Source organism: Streptomyces sp. HB132, assembly GCF_016909575.1.
In the GTDB taxonomy this organism is placed as follows: Bacteria; Actinomycetota; Actinomycetes; order Streptomycetales; family Streptomycetaceae; genus Streptomyces.
This window is the reverse complement of record NZ_JAFBGA010000026.1, coordinates 1-18,809: the sequence shown is the minus strand read 5'-3', so window position 1 is coordinate 18,809 and position 18,809 is coordinate 1. Positions and strand designations below refer to the sequence as shown.

General features: G+C 72.7%; 4 protein-coding genes and 1 pseudogene. All 5 read left to right on the top strand.

Annotated elements, in window-relative coordinates:
- Positions 1 to 45: 45 nt before the first annotated feature.
- The 5 genes and pseudogenes from JOC24_RS33920 (at position 46) to JOC24_RS31970 (ending at position 18,673) form a co-directional block, all read left to right on the top strand.
- Positions 46 to 9,564 (top strand): type I polyketide synthase, encoded by a 9,519-nt coding sequence (locus JOC24_RS33920; RefSeq protein ID WP_275588672.1) that lies wholly within the window; start codon positions 46 to 48, stop codon positions 9,562 to 9,564.
- Between the two features lie 61 nt (positions 9,565 to 9,625).
- Positions 9,626 to 13,576, top strand: a pseudogene (locus JOC24_RS31985) (type I polyketide synthase); the annotation flags it as partial.
- 155 nt (positions 13,577 to 13,731) lie between these two features.
- Positions 13,732 to 14,736 carry a TauD/TfdA family dioxygenase gene (locus JOC24_RS31980; protein ID WP_205023952.1) on the top strand — a complete coding sequence of 335 codons (1,005 nt, stop codon included), beginning with the start codon at positions 13,732 to 13,734 and terminating at the stop codon, positions 14,734 to 14,736.
- Between the two features lie 48 nt (positions 14,737 to 14,784).
- Positions 14,785 to 17,811: a non-ribosomal peptide synthetase gene (locus JOC24_RS31975; protein ID WP_205023951.1), complete on the top strand. Its 3,027-nt coding sequence runs from the start codon at positions 14,785 to 14,787 to the stop codon at positions 17,809 to 17,811.
- On the top strand, positions 17,804 to 18,673 hold the full coding sequence (locus JOC24_RS31970; protein WP_205023950.1) for a metallophosphoesterase family protein: 870 nt from the start codon (positions 17,804 to 17,806) through the stop codon (positions 18,671 to 18,673). Before JOC24_RS31975 ends, JOC24_RS31970 begins: the two co-directional genes overlap by 8 nt.
- Positions 18,674 to 18,809: the final 136 nt, after the last annotated feature.

Sequence of the window (18,809 nt, the reverse complement as noted above, 5' to 3'; positions counted from 1 at the left end):
GGCACGCACATCGCACCACACAGTTCCTGACAGAGGGGTCGCCCGATGGCGAACGAAGAGAAGCTCCGGTACTTCCTGAAGCGGGTCAGCACCGATCTCGAAGCGGCGCACGACCGGATCCGCGAGATGGAGGAGCGCGACACCGAGCCGATCGCCATCATCGGCATGAGCTGCCGCTTCCCCGGCGGGGTGCGCTCCCCGGAGGAGCTGTGGGACCTGGTGGCCTCCGGTGCCGACGGCATGACCCCCTTCCCGTCGGACCGCGGCTGGAACACGGACTCCGTGTTCCAGCCCGGTGCAGGGGGGCAGGGATACGCCGGTGAGGGCGGCTTCGTCCAGGACGCGGGGGAGTTCGACGCGGCGTTCTTCGGGATCAGTCCGCGCGAGGCGCTGGCCACCGACCCCCAGCAGCGTCTCCTCCTCGAGACGTCCTGGGAAGCGGTCGAGCGGGCCGGGATCGATCCGGAGACGCTGCGCGGTACCCGCACCGGTGTCTTCGCCGGGACCAACGGCCAGGACTACCCCTACCTCCTGATGGGCTCGACGGGCCTGGAGGGGTTCACGGGCACGGGAAGCGCCGCCGCCGTGGTCTCCGGGCGCGTCTCCTACACGCTCGGCCTCGAAGGTCCCGCCGTCACCGTCGACACCGCCTGCTCGTCGTCGCTGGTGGCTCTGCACCTGGCGGCGCAGGCCCTGCGCCGGGGCGAGTGCACGCTGGCGCTCGCGGGCGGGGTCACGGTCATGTCGACCCCCGGCATGTTCAGCAGTTTCAGTGCGCAGGGCGGGCTGGCGCAGGACGGCCGCTGCAAGGCCTTCGCCGCCGCGGCGGACGGCACGGGATTTGCCGAGGGGGTCGGGGTCCTGCTCGTCGAGCGGCTCTCCGACGCCCGTCGGAACGGGCACCGGGTGCTTGCCGTGCTCCGCGGCTCGGCGGTGAACCAGGACGGCGCGAGCAACGGGCTGACCGCTCCGAACGGCCCGTCCCAGCAGCGCGTCATCGAGCAGGCGCTCGCCGACGCCTCCGTGACGCCGTCCCAGATCGACGTGGTCGAGGCGCACGGCACCGGTACGGTGCTCGGCGACCCGATCGAGGCGCAGGCGCTGCTGGCCACCTACGGGCAGGACCGCCCGGCGGACAGGCCGCTGTGGCTGGGCTCCGTCAAGTCGAACATCGGTCACACGCAGGCCGCCGCAGGCGTGGCCGGGGTGATCAAGATGGTCATGGCGATGCAGCGGGACGCGCTTCCGGCGACGCTGCACGTCGACGCGCCCACACCCCAGGTGGACTGGACCACGGGCGAGGTGCGGCTGCTGACGGAAGCGGTGCCGTGGCCGGAGACCGGGCAGCCCAGGCGTGCCGGCGTCTCGTCGTTCGGCATCAGCGGTACCAACGCCCACGTCATCATCGAGCAGGCGCAGGCGCAGGCGCAGGCGCAGGCGCAGACGCAGCCCGGGACGACATCCGCACCCGCCCCGTCGTCCGGCACCGAAGCGCGGACCGGGCCCGTAGCCCTGACCGTCTCCGCGCGCGGCGAGACCGCGCTGGCCGCACAGGCCGCCCGGCTGCGCGTCCTGCTGGCCACCCGTCCCGAGTACGCCCTGACGGACGTGGCCCATGCGCTCGCGACCACGCGCAGCGCCTTCGAGGACCGGGCCGTGGTGGTCGCGGAGGACCGCGACGACGCCCTGCTCCAGCTGGAGGCCCTCGCGGACGGCACGGCCGGACCGGTGCGCGGCACCGTGACCGAAGGCCGGGTCGCCTTCCTGTTCAGCGGCCAGGGCAGTCAGCGACCGGGTACGGGGCGGGAACTCGCCGCGCGGTTCCCCGTCTTCCGTGACGCGCTGGACGAGGTGTGCACCCACCTGGACCCCCACCTCCAACACCCTCTGCGGAGAGTGCTGTTCGCGGAGGAGGGTAGCGAGCGAGCGGCCCTGCTGCACCGCACCGCCTACACGCAGGCCGCTCTCTTCGCGATCGAGGTGGCACTGTTCCGCCTCCTCGCCGACTGGGGCATCCGCCCCGGAATCCTCGCCGGTCACTCCATCGGAGAGGTGTCCGCCGTGCACGTCGCCGGGATCCTCTCCCTGGACGACGCGTGCACCCTGGTGGCGGCGCGGGGACGGCTGATGCAGGCGCTGCCCGAAGGCGGGGCGATGGTGGCCGTCGAGGCGGGCGAGGACGAGGTCGTCCAAGCGCTGGCCGATCGCACGGACCGTGTCTCGGTCGCCGCGGTGAACGGCCCCCGCTCCGTCGTCGTCTCCGGGGACGAGGCGGAAGTGCTGGCGGTGGCTGCCCACTTCGAGGCCCGGAACCGCAGGACCAAGCGGCTTGAGGTCAGCCACGCCTTCCACTCCCCGCACATGGATCCGATGCTCGAGGAGTTCGGCCGGATCCTGCGGGGCCTCACCTTCGCCGCTCCGGCCGTCCCGGTCGTCTCGAACGTGACCGGCCGGATCCTGACGGCCGAGGAGGCAGGTTCGGCCGACTACTGGGTCTCCCACGTCCGTCGGGCCGTCCGTTTCCACGACTGCGTGCGGACCCTGGCCGGCCAGGGCGTGAAGACGTACGTGGAACTCGGCCCGGACGGCGTGCTCAGCGCGATGGTCGCCGACTGCCTGGACCAGGGTGCGGACGCCTTCCCGGTCCTGCGGGCCGGACGCCCCGAGGCCGGGTCGGCGATGACCGCGCTGGCCCGCCTGTACGTACGCGGCGCCGACTGCGACTGGACGGCCCTGCTCCCCGCCGCCACCGCAGCGGTTGCCCTGCCGACCTACGCGTTCCAGCGCACCCGGTACTGGCCCGAGTCGCTCGTGTGGACGGCGGCAGCGGACGCGCGGGGCGGCGAGGACGCCGCGGAGGCGGGGTTCTGGTCCGCGGTCGAGCGCCAGGACCTGGACGCCGTGACCGGCACGCTCGCCCTCGACGGCGACCAGCCGCTCAGCACCGTGCTCCCGGCACTCGCCCACTGGCGGCGCGGACGGCGTGACCAGTCCGCCATCGACTCCTGGCGGTACGAGGTGCAGTGGCGCCACGCACCGGAACCCGACTCGGCCGTGCCCTCCGGAACATGGCTCGTCGCGGGCCCCGACGACGCCACCCACGACGTCGCGGCCGCCATGGGCGCCCAAGGGGTCCGTGTCCTCCGCGTCCCGGCGTCCAGCGGCAGTGCCCGGCTGCGGGAGGCCCTGGACGAGGGCGGAATCGCAGGCGTCCTGGCCCTGACCGCCCTGTCGGGTGAGGGCACCCAAGGGCTGCGGGACACCCTCGCGCTCGTACAGACCCTGGCGGACGCCCGGCTGCGCGCACCGCTCTGGCTCGCCACCCGCGGTGCCGTCGCCGTCGGCGAGTCGGACTGGCCGGCCGCCCCGGAACAGGCCATGGTCTGGGGCCTCGGCCAGGTCGTGGCCGTCGAGGAACCAGGTCTGTGGGGCGGCTTGGTCGACCTGCCCGAGGCTTTCGACACCCGTGCCGCCCGCCGCCTGTGCGGAGTGCTCGCAGACCCGGCGAGGACGGAGGACCAACTGGCGATCCGGTCCTTCGGCGTGCACGTACGCCGACTCGTCCGGGCCGCCCCCCTGCCGCCGGACACCCCCACGCCGTGGCAGCCCTCCGGCACCGTCCTGGTCACCGGCGGAACCGGCGCCCTGGGCGCCGTCGCCGCCCGTTGGCTGGCCCGCAACGGGGCCTCCCACCTGCTGCTCACGAGCCGCAGCGGCCTCGACGCCCCCGGCGCCCGGGACCTGGAGGCCGAGCTCACGCAGCTCGGAACATGCGTCACCGTGGCCGCCTGTGACGTCACCGACCGGGAGGCGCTGGCCGCCCTGATCGACTCCGTACCCGCCGAGCACCCGCTCACCGCGGTCGTTCACACGGCCGGCGTGCTGGACGACGGCATGCTCGGCTCGCTGACGCCCGAGCGGGTCGAGCGGGTCCTGCGGCCCAAGACCGACGCCGTCCTGCACCTGCACGAACTGACCCGCCACCTCGACCTGTCGGCGTTCGTCCTCTTCTCCTCGCTGGCCGCGACGTTCGGCAACGCCGGACAGGCCGCGTACGCGGCCGGCAACGCCTTCCTCGACACGATCGCCGCCGTACGCCACGCCCAGGACCTGCCCGCCACGTCCATCGGATGGGGCGCCTGGGACGGCGCGGGCATGGCCGCCGACCCGCTGGTGGCCGAACGCGTACGCCGCGGCGGAACGCCTCCGCTGCCGCCGGAACTGGCGATGCGCGCACTGCGACAGGCGGTCGAGAGCGGTGCGCCCCACACGATCGTCGCCGACGTGGACTGGGAGCGGTTCGCCCCGGCCCTGCCGCCCGGCAGGGCCGCGTTCATCGGCGAACTCCCCGAAGTGCGGAGCCTGTCGGCCGCAGCCGGCACGCCCGCGCCGGAGAAGGCGGCCGAGAGCGCCCTGCACGAGCAGCTGGCGGGTGCCTCCCCGCAGGAGTCCGAGCGCATCCTGCTCGCCGTGGTCCGTGGCCAGGCCGCCGCAGTGCTCGGACACGCCTCGGCGGACGGGGTACAGCCCGGCAGGGCCTTCCGGGACCTGGGCTTCGACTCGCTGACCGCCGTGGAGCTGCGCAACCTCCTCGGCGCGAGCACCGGACTCGCCCTGCCCGCCACACTCGTCTTCGACTATCCGACCCCGCTGGTCCTCTCCCGGCACCTGCGTGACGAACTCGCGGGGTCCCGGTCCGGGCCGGCCCAGGAGGGCCCCGTCGCCGCCCTGGACGACGACCCCATCGTCATCGTCGGCATGAGCTGCCGCTTCCCCGGCGGGGTCCGGTCCCCGGAACAGTTCTGGGACCTCCTGGAGTCGGGGACGGACGCCGTCTCCCCGCTGCCCGACGACCGCGGCTGGGACATCGAACGGCTCTACAGCGCGGATCCCGACCAGCAGGGCACGTCGTACGTGCGCGAGGGCGGGTTCCTGCACGACGTCGCCGACTTCGACGCGGGCTTCTTCGGCATCGCGCCGCGCGAGGCACTGGCCATGGACCCGCAGCAGCGACTGCTCCTCGAGACGTCGTGGGAGGCGTTCGAGCGTGCCGGCATCGATCCCGATTCGGTGCGCGGGGGGCGGGTCGGCGTCTTCGCCGGCACCAACAGCCAGGACTACACAGGGCTTCTGATGGGCTCGGCCGAGAGCGCCGAAGGCTTCGTGGCCACCGGCAACGCCGCCAGCGTGGTCTCCGGACGCATCTCGTACGCACTGGGTCTGGAAGGACCCGCGGTCACCGTCGACACGGCGTGCTCGTCCTCGCTGGTCGCCCTGCACCTGGCCGTCCAGGCCCTGCGCGCGGGTGAGTGCACCCTGGCCCTGGCCGGCGGCGTGACCGTGATGTCGACGCCGTCCGCGTTCATCGAGTTCAGCCGCCAGCGCGGACTGTCCTCCGACGGCAGGTGCAAGGCCTTCGCCGAGTCCGCCGACGGCACCGGCTGGGGCGAGGGCGTCGGAGTCCTCCTCGTCGAACGGCTCTCGGACGCCCGCCGCAACGGCCGTGAGGTGCTCGCCGTCGTACGGGGCTCCGCGGTGAACCAGGACGGGGCGAGCAACGGGCTGACCGCGCCCAACGGCCCCTCGCAGCAACGGGTCATCCGGCAGGCGCTGGCCGGAGCCGGCCTGACCGCCGACCAGGTCGACGCCGTGGAGGCGCACGGCACCGGCACGACCCTCGGCGACCCGATCGAGGCACAGGCGCTGCTGGCCGCGTACGGGCAGGGCCGCCCCGCAGACAGGCCGCTGTGGCTGGGATCGGTCAAGTCCAACATCGGTCACACGCAGGCCGCCGCAGGTGTCGCCGGGGTGATCAAGATGGTGATGGCGATGCGGCACGGGGTACTGCCCCCGACACTGCACGTGGACGAGCCCTCCTCCCACGTCGACTGGTCGGCGGGCGCGGTCGCGCTGCTGACGGAACCGGTCGGCTGGCCGGAGACGGACCGGCCGCGCCGCGCGGGCGTGTCGTCCTTCGGCGTCAGTGGCACGAACGCCCACACCATCATCGAGCAGGCCCCTGCCGCCGTTCCCGCCCCGTCCGCCCCCGAGCGGGACGTCCCGCTCGACACCGGCGCCACCACCGCGTGGGTGCTGTCCGGCAGGACGCGTGAAGCCCTGCGGGACCAGGCGTCGCGGCTGCTGGCCGCCGTCGGCACAGCGGACCCCGCCGCCCTCGCCCACGCCCTGGCGACGACCAGGTCCCGCTTCGAGCACCGCGCGGCCCTCGTCGCCCGGGAGCCCGCCGAGTTCGAGGCGGGCCTGCGGGTCCTGGCCGCGGACGGCTCCGCCGCCGGGATCGTGCGAGGGAGCGCCGCCGGCGACACGAGCCCGGTCCTCGTCTTCCCCGGGCAGGGTGCCCAGTGGCCCGGCATGGCGAAGGAACTCCTCGACACGTCCGGCGTGTTCGCCGCACGCATCGCCGAGTGCGCCGAGGCTCTGGCGCCCCACACGGACTGGTCGCTCGAGGACGTCGTACGGGAGACCCCCGGTGCCCCCGGCCTCGACAGGGTCGACGTGGTGCAGCCCGTGCTGTGGGCGGTCATGGTGTCGCTGGCCGAGCTCTGGGGTGCCTGCGGAGTCCGTCCGGCCGCGGTGATCGGCCACTCTCAGGGCGAGATCGCGGCCGCGACCGTGGCAGGCGCACTGTCCATCGAGGACGCCGCGCGCGTCGTGGCGCTCCGGAGCCGGGCGCTCCTCTCCCTGTCCGGCAAGGGCGGCATGGCCTCGGTCGGGGAGTCCGCAGGGCTGCTGCGCGAGCGGCTCACCGCATGGGGCGACCGGCTGTCGGTGGCCGCGGTCAACGGTCCTTCGTCCGCCGTCGTCGCGGGTGAACCGGAGGCGCTGGACGAGCTCCTGAGCTCCTGCGAGGCCGACGGCGTACGCGGCAGACGCATCGCGGTCGACTACGCCTCGCACTCCGCCCAGGTCGAGGCCATCCGCGAGGAACTGGACCGGCTGCTCACCGGAATCACGCCCCGCTCGTCCACCGTGCCCTTCTACTCGACCCTCACGGGCGCACTGACCGACACCGCGGCGCTGGACGCCGGATACTGGTTCCGCAACCTGCGCTCCACCGTGGAGTTCGAGGCCGCCACCCGCGCGGCGCTCGCCGACGGACACCGTACGTTCCTCGAGGTCGGCCCCCACCCGGTGATGGGGCTCGGGCTCCAGGAGACGTTCGACGCCGTGGAGACCGAGGCGACCGCACTGGGCACGCTGCGCCGTGACGAGGGCGGCCCCCACCGCTTCCTGACGTCCCTGGCCGAAGCCCACGTCGCCGGTGTGTCCCCCGACTGGCGTGCCGTCCTCGGCGACCGTACGGGCCACGCCGACCTGCCCACGTACGCCTTCCAGCGCAGCCGGTACTGGCCCAGGCCCGCCGCGCTCCCCGCCCCGGCCGAACACCGGGACCCCGTCGACGACGCGTTCTGGGCCGCCGTGGACACCGAGGATCCCACCGCGCTGGCCGGAATGCTGGGTGCCGCCGACGACGACGTACGCCGCTCGTGGGAGAGCGTCCTGCCCTCCCTGACGTCCTGGCGTCGCGAACGCCGTGACCAGACCGTCGTGGACAGCTGGCGGTACCGGATCAGCTGGAAGCCGGTCACTCCGGCACCGGCCCCGGCACCCTCCGGGACCTGGCTGATCGTCAGCCCCTCCGGGGTGCCGGACAAGACGGGCGAGGCCGTCACACGTGAGCTGGTACGCGACGGGGCCCGCACCGTCCAGGTGCTGTTCGAGGCCGACGACACCGGACGGGCCATGGCGCTCCAGCGGCTCGGGGACGCCCTGCCCGACGGAGGCCGGATCGAAGGCGTCCTGTCCTTCCTCGCCGAGGACGACCGCCCCGACCCGTTCCACCCGGTCGTACCGGCGGGCGTCGCGGCGACGACCTCCCTGATCCAGGCGATGACCGATCTGGACCTGACCGCCCCCCTGTGGTGCCTGACCCGGGGAGCCGTCTCCGTCGACGGCTCGGGTCCGCTCACCGGCCCGGCCCAGGCACAGGTCTGGGGACTGGGCCGCGTCATCGGCCTCGAGCACCCCGACCGCTGGGGCGGCCTCATCGACCTGCCCGCGGAACCGGACGAACGGACCGCCGCCCAGGTGTGCCGTCTGCTGGCGGGCGCCGGGGACGAGGACCAGCTGGCCGTCCGGCCGCAGGGCGTGTTCGCCCGCCGCCTGGGACGCTCGCCCGCCGGTCCCCGGCCGGCCGTGCCGTCGCGCTGGAAGCCGCGCGGTACGGCCCTGATCACCGGAGGCATGGGAGCGCTGGGGTCCCACGTGGCACGCTGGCTCGCGAGCAACGGCGCCGAGCACCTGGTGCTGACCGGCCGCAGGGGCGAGGCCACCCCCGGTGCCCTCGCGCTGAAGGACGAACTCGGCGCTCTGGGCGCCCGCGTGACGCTCGCCGCCTGTGACGTCGCCGACCCCGAGGCCCTGTCCGCCCTCGTGAAGGAGCTGGCACAGGACGACACGGCGCCCGTACGCACCGTGGTGCACGCCGCGGGGGAGAGCCTGGTCTCCGGCCTGGAGCAGAGTGACCCCGCCGAGTTCGCCCGGGTCATGTCCGCCAAGGCGGCGGGCGCTACCTCCCTCGACGCGCTCTTCCCGGCCGACTCGCTGGACGCCTTCGTGCTGTTCGCCTCCGGCGCCGGCGTCTGGGGCGGATCGGCGCAGGGCGCCTACGCCGTCAGCAACTGTCACCTCGACGCCCTCGCCGAGCGCCGCCGTGCCCGTGGTCTTGCCGCCACTTCGGTCGCCTGGGGCGGCTGGGCCGGCGGAGGCATGGTGGACACCGCCGCCGGGTCCACGCTCGACCGCATCGGACTGCGCCCCATGGACCCCGAGGTCGCCGTCCGGGCCCTCGTCCAGGCCGTCGAACGGCAGGAGACCTGCCTGACCGTCGCCGACATCGACTGGACCCGGTTCGCCCCCGCGTTCGCGATGGGAGGGCCCCGACCGCTCATCGAGGACGTTCCCGAGGCCGCCGCCGCACTCCGGCCGCCCGGGGACGACCACGACGCGCCTGACGCCGGGGCCGTCGCGCTCGCGGACCGACTGGCCGGAGCCTCCGGGTCCGAGCGGAAGCGGATGCTCCTGGATCTCGTACGTGCCGAGGCGGCGGCCGTGCTCGGGCACCCCGCGGCCGATGCCGTCGACCCCCAACGGGCCTTCCGGGAACTGGGATTCGACTCGGTCATGGCCGTGGAGCTGCGCAACCGCCTGAACACCGCCACCGGGCTTCGCCTGGAGACCACCGTGGTCTTCGACGAACCCTCACCCACCGGCCTCCGCGACCGGCTGATGCGCGAACTGCTGCCGCCGGACGCGGAAGCCTCCGCCCAGGACGACGACGAGGCGCGGGTGCGTTCGCTCCTCGCCACCATCCCGATGGCCAGGATCCGCGAGTCGGGCCTCCTGGACGCGCTGCCGCCTGCGGAGGACCCCGGGCCCCCGCAGGAGCGGCAGGCGTCCGATTCCGGGGACCGGGTGGACGAGATCAACGCCATGGACGTCAGCGCCCTCGTCCGCATGGCGACACGTACGAAGGAAGCCTGATGCGACGAGCAGCGTGGAGCACATGATGGGGACGCAGGTCGAAGAGATCGTCGAAGCGCTACGGGCGTCTCTCGTGGAGAACGAACGGCTGCGCCTGCAGCACCGGAGCCTCGTCGACGAGCGGGCGGAGCCGATCGCGGTCGTGGCGATGAGCTGCCGCCTGCCCGGCGGTGTGCGGTCGCCGGAGGACCTGTGGCGCCTCGTCATGGACGGTACGGACGCCATGTCCGCCGTCCCCGACGGCCGTGGCTGGGACGTGGACTGGCTGCGCGGACTCGGCGACACGGGCATCACCCCCGAGGGGGGATTCGTCGACGACGCCGACGCGTTCGACGCGGCCCTCTTCGGTATCGGCCCGCGCGAGGCACTGGCGATGGACCCGCAGCAGCGGCTGCTGCTCGAGTCGTCGTGGGAGCTGTTCGAGCGGGCCGGGATCGACCCGTCGTCCCTGCGCGGCACCGGCACCGGCGTGTTCGTCGGCGCCTCCTCCTCGGGCTACAGCGCCGGGATGTACGGCGACGCCCAGGGAAGCGACAGCTATCTGCTCACCGGAGGGGCGGGCAGTGTCATCTCCGGCCGGGTGTCCTACCTCCTCGGCCTCCAGGGCCCCGCTATCACGGTCGACACCGCCTGCTCGTCCTCCCTGGTGGCCATCCACCTGGCCGCCAGGTCGTTGCGCGACAAGGAATGCTCGCTGGCGCTGGCGGGCGGGGTGACGGTCATGGCCACCCCCGGAGCGTTCGTGGAGTTCAGCAAGCAGCGCGGACTGGCGGGGGACGGCCGCTGCAAGTCGTTCGCGGCCGGCGCCGACGGGACGGGCTGGGGCGAAGGAGCGGGCGTGCTCCTCCTGGAGCGGCTGTCCGACGCCCGCCGGAACGGCAGGAAGGTACTGGCCGTGCTGCGGGGCAGCGCCGTCAACCAGGACGGTGCGAGCAACGGACTCACGGCTCCCAGCGGGCCGGCCCAGCGTCGCGTCATCGCGCAGGCGCTCGCCGACGCGGGACTGAGCCCGAACGACGTGGACGCAGTCGAGGCGCACGGCACCGGCACGGTGCTCGGCGACCCGATCGAGGCCCGGGCTCTTATCGCCGCGTACGGCCGGGAACGCCCCGAGGGCCGGCCCCTGCTCCTGGGCACCGTCAAGTCGAACGTCGGGCACACCCAGGCCGCGGCCGGGGCCGTCGGCGCCATCAAGACCGTCCTGGCGCTCGGTCACGGGACGCTGCCCCCGACCCTGCACGTCGACGCACCCACCCCCCACGTCGACTGGTCGGGCGGCGAGGTGTCCCTGCTGACCAGTGCCACGCCCTGGCCGGCCACGGGACGACCCCGCCGCGCGGGCGTCTCGGCCTTCGGGCTCAGCGGCACCAACGCGCACCTGATCCTCGAACAGGCACCCGTGAGCGAGCCCCCCACCGGCTCCACCACCGAGCTGCCCGTCGTCCCGTTCCTGGTGTCCGCGCGCACCGAGGAAGCCCTGAGGGGCCAGGCGGCCCGACTCCTGGACCGGCTGCGCGACGATTCCGGTGAGTCGACGACAGACCTCGGCCACTCACTGGCCGTCTCCCGCGCGGCGCTCGACCGCCGCGCGGTGGTACTGGCCGACGACCGCGACGGCCTCGTACGCGGGCTCACATCCCTGGCCTCCGGTGAGGCGGCCCCCGGCCTGATCCGAAGCGTGCGCCGGGCAGGGGAAGGCACCGCCTTCCTCTTCACCGGGCAGGGCAGCCAGCGACCGGGCATGGCGGACGAGCTGTCCGCGACCTTCCCCGTCTTCGCCGCGGCCCTGGACGCCGTCTGCGACGGGTTCGGCCCCCACCTGGACACACCCCTGCGCGCGGTGATGTCGGGCGCGGACCAGGAGAAGCTCGACCGGACCGAGTTCGCGCAGCCGGCGCTCTTCGCGTTCGAAGTCGCCCTGTACGAGCTGCTGGTGAGCTGGGGTGTGCGTCCCGACGCGGTGGCCGGCCACTCACTCGGCGAGCTGACCGCGGCACACGTCGCCGGAGTCCTGTCGCTGGAGGACGCCTGCACGTTCGTCGCGGCCCGCGGCCGTCTGATGCAGGCCATGCCGGGCGGCGGACTCATGGTGGCCGTCGAGGCGTCCGAGCAGGAGGTGACGGACCTCCTCGGTGCCGGCACCGAGCAGGAGGTGACGGACCTCCTCGGTGCCGGCACCGGTCCGTCGATCGCCGCCGTCAACGGACCGAGTTCCGTGGTCCTGTCCGGAGACCGGGACGAGGTCCATGACATCGTGACCCTCTGGACGAAGCAGGGACGCAGACACAAGGAACTGCGGACCAGCCACGCCTTCCACTCGGCGCACATGGACGCCATGCTCGACGACCTCCGCGCGGTCGCCTCGAACCTGGCTCTCCGGCCGGCACGGACCGATCTCGTCAGCGCCACGACCGGCCTGCCCCTCACCGCGGACCAGGCGCTCAGCCCCGACTACTGGACGCGACACGTCCGGGAGCCCGTCCGGTTCGCCGACGCCGTGCGGCGACTGCGTGACGACCGGGTCGGCACCTTCCTGGAGATCGGCCCCGACGGGGTGCTCACCGCCCTCGCGCAGGACTGCCTCGCGGCCGGCGCAGGCGAGACCGAGCCGCCCCTCCTCGTCGCGACCCAGCACCGTGACCGCTCGCCGGTGCGCGCCCTGTTCACCGCGCTGGCCGAGCTCCACGTGCACGGCCTCCCCGTCGACTGGACGGCGGTCTTCGCCGGACGGGGCGCCCGCCTGACCGATCTGCCGACCTACGCATTCCAGCGCCGCCGGTACTGGCCGGCGCCTCCCGCGTACGCCCCCGGCGGGACAGCCCCCGGCCCCGGGGTCGCCGACGCGGCCGAGGACATCCCGCCCGCCGAGGCGTCGACGGCACTGGCCGCGCGGCTCGCCGACGCCACTCCCGCCGGTCGGCACACGCTGCTCCTGGACGTCGTCACCACGTGGGCCGCCGCGGCACTGGGGCTCCCCTCGGCCGAAGAGCTGGACACCGGGCGGGACTTCCTGGAGCAGGGCTTCGACTCCCTGACCGCCCTGGAGCTGCGGAACAGTCTCCGGGCGGTCCTCGGTACCGAGGAACTGTCGGCCACCCTGCTCTTCGACCACCCCACACCGACCTGCCTGGCCCGGCACCTCTCCGCACTGCTGGACGGCGACGGCGACGCGGCACCCGCGGCCGGGCCGGGCGGCGGCATTCTGGGACCCCTCCTCCAGCACACCCGTTCCACCGGCCAGGCCGTGGAGTACGCGAAGGTCCTGATGCAACTGGCGGAATTCCGTACCGTCTTCAACAACGAGACGCCACCCGCCCAGGCCGCGCCCGTGGTCCGCCTGGCGACGGGCGACGGCCCCCCGCTCATCTGCCTCTGCACGATGTCGATGCTCTCGGGAGCGCACGAGTACGCGCGCCTGGCCGCCGGCTTCCGCGGGGAACGCGACGTGTACGCGCTCCCGCACCCCGGCTTCGCCGAGGGTGAGGAACTCCCGGAGAACTTCGACGTCCTGATGCGCACGCACGCCGAATCGGTGCTGCGCACGGTGGGGGACAGGCCCTTCGTCGTCACCGGCCACTCCGGCGGCGCGCTGCTGGCCAACGCGCTCTCCCACGCACTGGAGGGGCGAGGACGTCCGCCGGCCGCCGTGATCCTGCTCGACAGCTATCCCGCGGACAGCGACGTCATGGCCACCTGGATGCCCGAACTGCTCGACGGCATGGTCGAACGCGACGACGCGTACACGCCCATGGACGACTACCGCGCCACGGCGTGGGCTGCCTACCTCCCCTTCCTGTACGCGTGCCGGGCGCAGCCCGTCGACGTTCCCACGCTGCTCGTACGCGCGGGGGAGCCCCTGCGGGCGTGGTCGGGCGAAGGCGACTGGCACGCCGTCTGGCCGCTGCCCCACTCGGTCGCCGAGACCGAGGGGAACCACTTCACGATGCTCGGCGAGCACGCGGGGCCACTGGCCCGGCGGATGCGCGAATGGCTGACGGAGCAGGGGTGCTGAGAACAAACGCACAGAATCCGCACCGCCCTCGTACAGGGGTCGGCGGACGGTAGATAGGGGTTGCCGTCAATTCGGCCGAATCCATAGTCTGCGGACTGGAGTCGACTTGGCGAGCCCGTTCCTTCGCATCAACTCTGCCCATGAATGGTTGAATTATGCCTGCCGAAGTCAAGCCGAAAATCGGCGACGATGCCCAGATATCGCTCGACGGTCAGGAGAAGGGCGAACTGACCCTTCTGGCCGAGCAACTGCGTGACGTCGCTCCACGCCTGAACGACGACCCCCGCTGGACGTCCGCCGCGCGGGAGCTCTCCAGCCGGCTCCCCCTTCGGCTGCGCCAGACGCTGCGCCGCTTCACGTGGAACTCAGGCCGTGAGGCCATGCTCCTGGTACGCAACCTGCCGGTCGACGCGGAGACCGTCCCCGACACGCCGACGGTCCGCGGCTCCGTCCAGCGCGGGACCACCACACCGGCGTCCGCGTTGATGCTGATCGCGATGGCCATGGGCGAGGTGATCGCGTTCGAGAAGGAGAAGACCGGCGCGCTCGTGCAGGACGTGGTCCCCGTCCCCGGAATGGAACAATTCCAGGGGAATGCCGGATCCATCAAACTCAACATGCACACCGAGAACGCATTCCATGAGCACAAGCCCGACCTCGTGGGTCTGATGTGCTTGCGCAACGACCACGAGAACGTCGCCGGTCTGCGTGTGGCGTCCGTGCGCAACGCGGTTCCGCTGCTTTCCGCCCGGACCAGGGAGATACTCCACCAGCCGCGATTCGTGACCATGGCGCCGGCTTCCTTCGAGATCGCCGACGGCTTGGAGGAACCGCACGGGATCCTCGCCGGCAGCTTCGAGGACCCCGATCTCAAAGTGGACTTCAGCAGCACGATCCCGTCCGACGACGAAGCCGCACAGGCCATGGCCGAACTGGAAGCCGTCATCGAGCGGGTGGCCCACACGCTGATCCTCGGCCCCGGTGACCTGGCCTTCGTCGACAACCGGCTGGCCCTGCACGGCCGTAACTCCTTCCAGCCGCGCTACGACGGCCGGGACCGCTGGCTCCAACGCGTCTTCGTCCACCTGGACTTCCGTAGGTCCCGCGTCATGCGCGAGGCCGACGGCCAGGTACTCGGAGCCGGCGAGCCGGTTCGCTGACCGGACGTGACGCACCACCGACCGACCCGAATCGAAAGAGGTATCCCCATGTCCGCGGGTGAGGACGACAACGTCTACAGCCGGCCCGTGTCGCCCACCGAGACATGGTTCCTGGTGTACCCCGAGTCGGTTCCCGGTGTGATCCAGATCGTCATCGAGGGGGCCGGCCACATCGGTCACGACGAGCTGGTCCGCGCCGTGGAGACCGCGTCCGAGGCCTGCCCCGGTGCCCGGCTCACCCGCCAGGACATGACCTGGGTGGACAGCGGCGTGGCACCGGTCGTGCGGGTCCTGCCCGGTGACCGGGTCGACCGGCGCACCTTCGCCGACGCGGCCGAACTGCACAGCCCGCTCATGGGCAAGGACGGCGGCCCCACCTGCGAGCTCCTCCTCCTCACGGACGCGGAGTCGGACACGCTGATCGTGCGCGCGTTCCACGGAGTGATGGACGGCCAGGGTGTACGCGCCTGGGCGGAGGACATCTTCCGGGTCCTGCGCGGCGAGGACCCCGTGGGCGCACCCTCACGCATCACGGAGAACGAACTGATCGAGCAGGCCGGTGCCCCGCAGGAACGGGATGTCACCCCGGACCTCGACTGGCCGTCCGCGCTCGGCTCCCGCCCGCAGGGCCAGCACGACTTCTTCTGGCGCAGGCGCACCGTCGACGGCACGCACCCCGCGCTGGTCGCCAAGATCGCCTGCGCCGTCACCCAGGCGTGCGGTCTGCGTACCGGCAGGTTCCTCGTCCCGGTCGACCTGCGCAGGTACCTGCCCGGAATCCGCTCGACCGGCAACCTCACCAACAATCCGCTCTACGAGGTACGAGGGGACGCCGGCTGGGAGCAGGCCCAGGAGCGACTGCTGTCCATCCTGTCCACCGGTCAGGACCTGGCTGCCCGCGTCGACCCCTCGCTGCCCGGCCAGAACCTGACGGAACTGCACCAGCAGATCATGGGTCTGGACGCCTACTCCGCGCAGAAGGGCTGTTACAGCAGCCTGGCCACGCTCTCCCACATGGGCCGCGTCGCCCCCGCCGCGTTCAGCACGAGCTCGTTCCACGCCACCACCGTCTACTCGCTGCCCAACTCCGGGCCCCTGGGGCCCCCGGAGATCAACGCGGTCGAGTTCGGCGACCGCACCGAGATCACCATCGGCTGGTACGACGGTGCGCAGACCCCGGACCGCGCGGAGGCGCTGCTCGACCGCATCGAGGAGGCCCTGTCCCCGAGGGCGCACCGCGAATGGGACGGCAACCGGACCGACCGGGCGCTCGCCCGGCCGGGAACGGCCGTCGACCAGTTCCGCGGGCAGGTCTCCCTCACACCCGGCGCGATCGCCCTGACCGGCCCCGAGGGCGAGGTGACCTTCCGTGAGCTGGACCGGCGGGCGGACGCCGTCGCCGTCGCGCTGCTGGACCGGGGCATCGGACGCGACGACGTCGTGGGTCTGCTGGCCGGCCGTACGGTCGCGGCGATGGCCGCCATCTGGGGGGTGCTGAAAGCGGGTGCCGCCTACCTGCCGCTCGACCCGCAGCAGCCCGACGACCGGCTCGCCGGCCTGGTGGCGGACGCCGGCGCCACCGTGTGCCTCGCCGAGCGCGTCCACGCCGCGCGCCGTCTCGCCCCGGACTCCGGCTGCGACGTGGTGGTGCTCGAGACACTGGAGCCCTCGGAGCGCCGCCCCGAGGGCGTCGAGGTGCGGCCGGAGGACCTCGCGTACGTCATCTACACCTCGGGATCGACCGGGCGCCCCAAGGGCGTGGAGATCGAGCACCGCCAGCTCGCCACGTTCATCAGCTGGGCCACCCGTGTCTACGGGGTGGATTCCACCACCAGGTTCCCGCTGTTCACCTCGCTGGCCTTCGACCTCTCCAACACCGCGATCTTCCTGCCCCTGCTGGCCGGCGGATCGATCGCACTGGTACCCGACGAGCCCAACCACGTCGTGCTGCGCGACATGCTGGAGAACTCGGGGGCCAACGCGCTCAAGCTCACCCCCACCCATCTCGACCTCATCGGCAGGCTGGGGCTCGCCCCGACCGGTTTCCGGGCGGTCATCGCCGGCGGGGAACTCCTGCGGGGTGCGGTCGCCGGCCGGGCCCAGCAGCTCTTCGGGCCCCAGTGCGGCATCTTCAACGAGTACGGCCCCACCGAGACGACCATCGGCTGTATGACGCGGCGTTTCGACCCGGACCAGGACGCGGGCCTGCCTTCGGTGCCCATCGGTGTGCCGACGGACAACACCCGGATCCACCTGATCGGTGGTGACGGCCGCCACGTGGTTCCGGGCGAGGTGGGCGAGATGTACCTCGCCGGTGATCAGCTGGCCCGTGGCTACCGCGGCCGGCCCGATCTCGTCCGCGAACGGTTCACCGCACTCGCCGACGGCACCCGCGTCTACCGCAGCGGTGACCTGGCCAGGATGCTGGACTCGGGCGAACTGGAGTCCGTGGGCCGCAACGACGAGCAGGTCAAGGTGCTCGGCTACCGTGTCGAGCCCGCCGAGGTCGCCAAGGCCCTGGAGGAACACCCGGCAGTGGCGACGGCCTTCGTCACCGGCCTGGTCAGGCCCGGCACCACCGGCAAGGTCCTGTGCGCCTTCGTCGTCCTGCGCGAAGAGGCCACCGTCGACCAGCTCACCGACCACGTCGCGGGTCGCCTTCCCCGCTACATGGTGCCGGCCACGACGACGGTCGTGACCGAGCTCCCCCGCACGGTCAACGAGAAGGTCGACGTCGCCGCGCTGCCGGTACCGTTCACCGGGCCGCAGGCCGAGGCCGCGGCCGCGGAGGCGAAGTCCCGCGGCGAGGTGGAGGAGGCGGTGGCCAAGATCTGGGCCCGCGTCCTGGCGGTGGACGTCAACCGGCTCGGCGCCGGCGCGGACTTCCACCGGCACGGCGGCGACTCCGCCACCCTCCTCGCGATGCTCGCCGCGGTCAGCGACGAGGTCGTGGGCTCCCGGCGGGAGCGGGAGTTCATGGCTTCCCTGCCGGCGATCCTCCGGCAGCCCACGCTCGCGAAGGTCTCGGAGATCGCAGAGCGCACGCGTGACGGGCAGGGGGCCACAGATGGCTGACCCGGGGCCCGGACGCATCGTGGCGATCAGCGACGTGCACGTGCGCTACGACGAGAACAGGAAGATCGTCGACCGGATCAGACCGGACAGTGACAAGGACTGGCTGATCGTCGCCGGTGACGTCGGTGAGATCGTCTCCGACATCGAGTGGGCGCTGCGCACGCTGCGCGACCGGTTCGCCCGGGTCATCTGGGCGCCGGGCAACCACGAACTGTGGACCGCCCCCGACGACCCCGTGCAACTGCGGGGTGAGCACCGCTACCAGCACCTGGTGGAGATCTGCCGCAAGCTCGGTGTGTCCACTCCCGAGGATCCGTACCCGGTCTGGGAGGGAGAAGGCGGTCCTGTCGCGGTGGCACCGCTCTTCGTCCTGTACGACTACTCCTTCCGGCCGCCGGGGACGTACTCGAAGGCGGCGGCGCTCCAGGTGGCCGAGGAGGCCGGGGTGGTCTGCAGCGACGAGTTCCTGCTGCACCCGGACCCCTATCCGAGCCGTGAGGCCTGGTGCCGTGCCCGTGTGCGGATGACCGAGGAACGTCTCTCGGCCCTTCCCGACGACCTGCCCACCGTCCTGGTCAACCACTGGCCGCTCGTACGCGAACCGACACGGGTGCTCTGGCGGCAGGAGTTCGCGCTGTGGTGCGGAACCACGGCGACGGCCGACTGGCACACGAGGTTCCGCGCCCGGTCGGTGGTCTACGGGCACCTCCACATTCCCAGGGTGATCCGATGTGACGGTGTGCCGCACCAGGAGGTCTCCCTGGGGTACCCCCGCGAATGGCAGCGCCGTCAGGGCACACCGGGCCGGCTGGTCCAGATCCTGCCTGCCGTCACCTCCCCTCACAGAGAGCCGGTGCGATGACCGTTGCGTACGAACGTTCTGCCGGAGCGACCGCCCCCGCAACGCGTGGCCGGGTGGCCGAGCTGCTGGCGCTGCGTGAGCAGGCCCGGCGTGGACCGAGCGACCGGGCGACCGAGGCGCAGCACGCCAAGGGCAA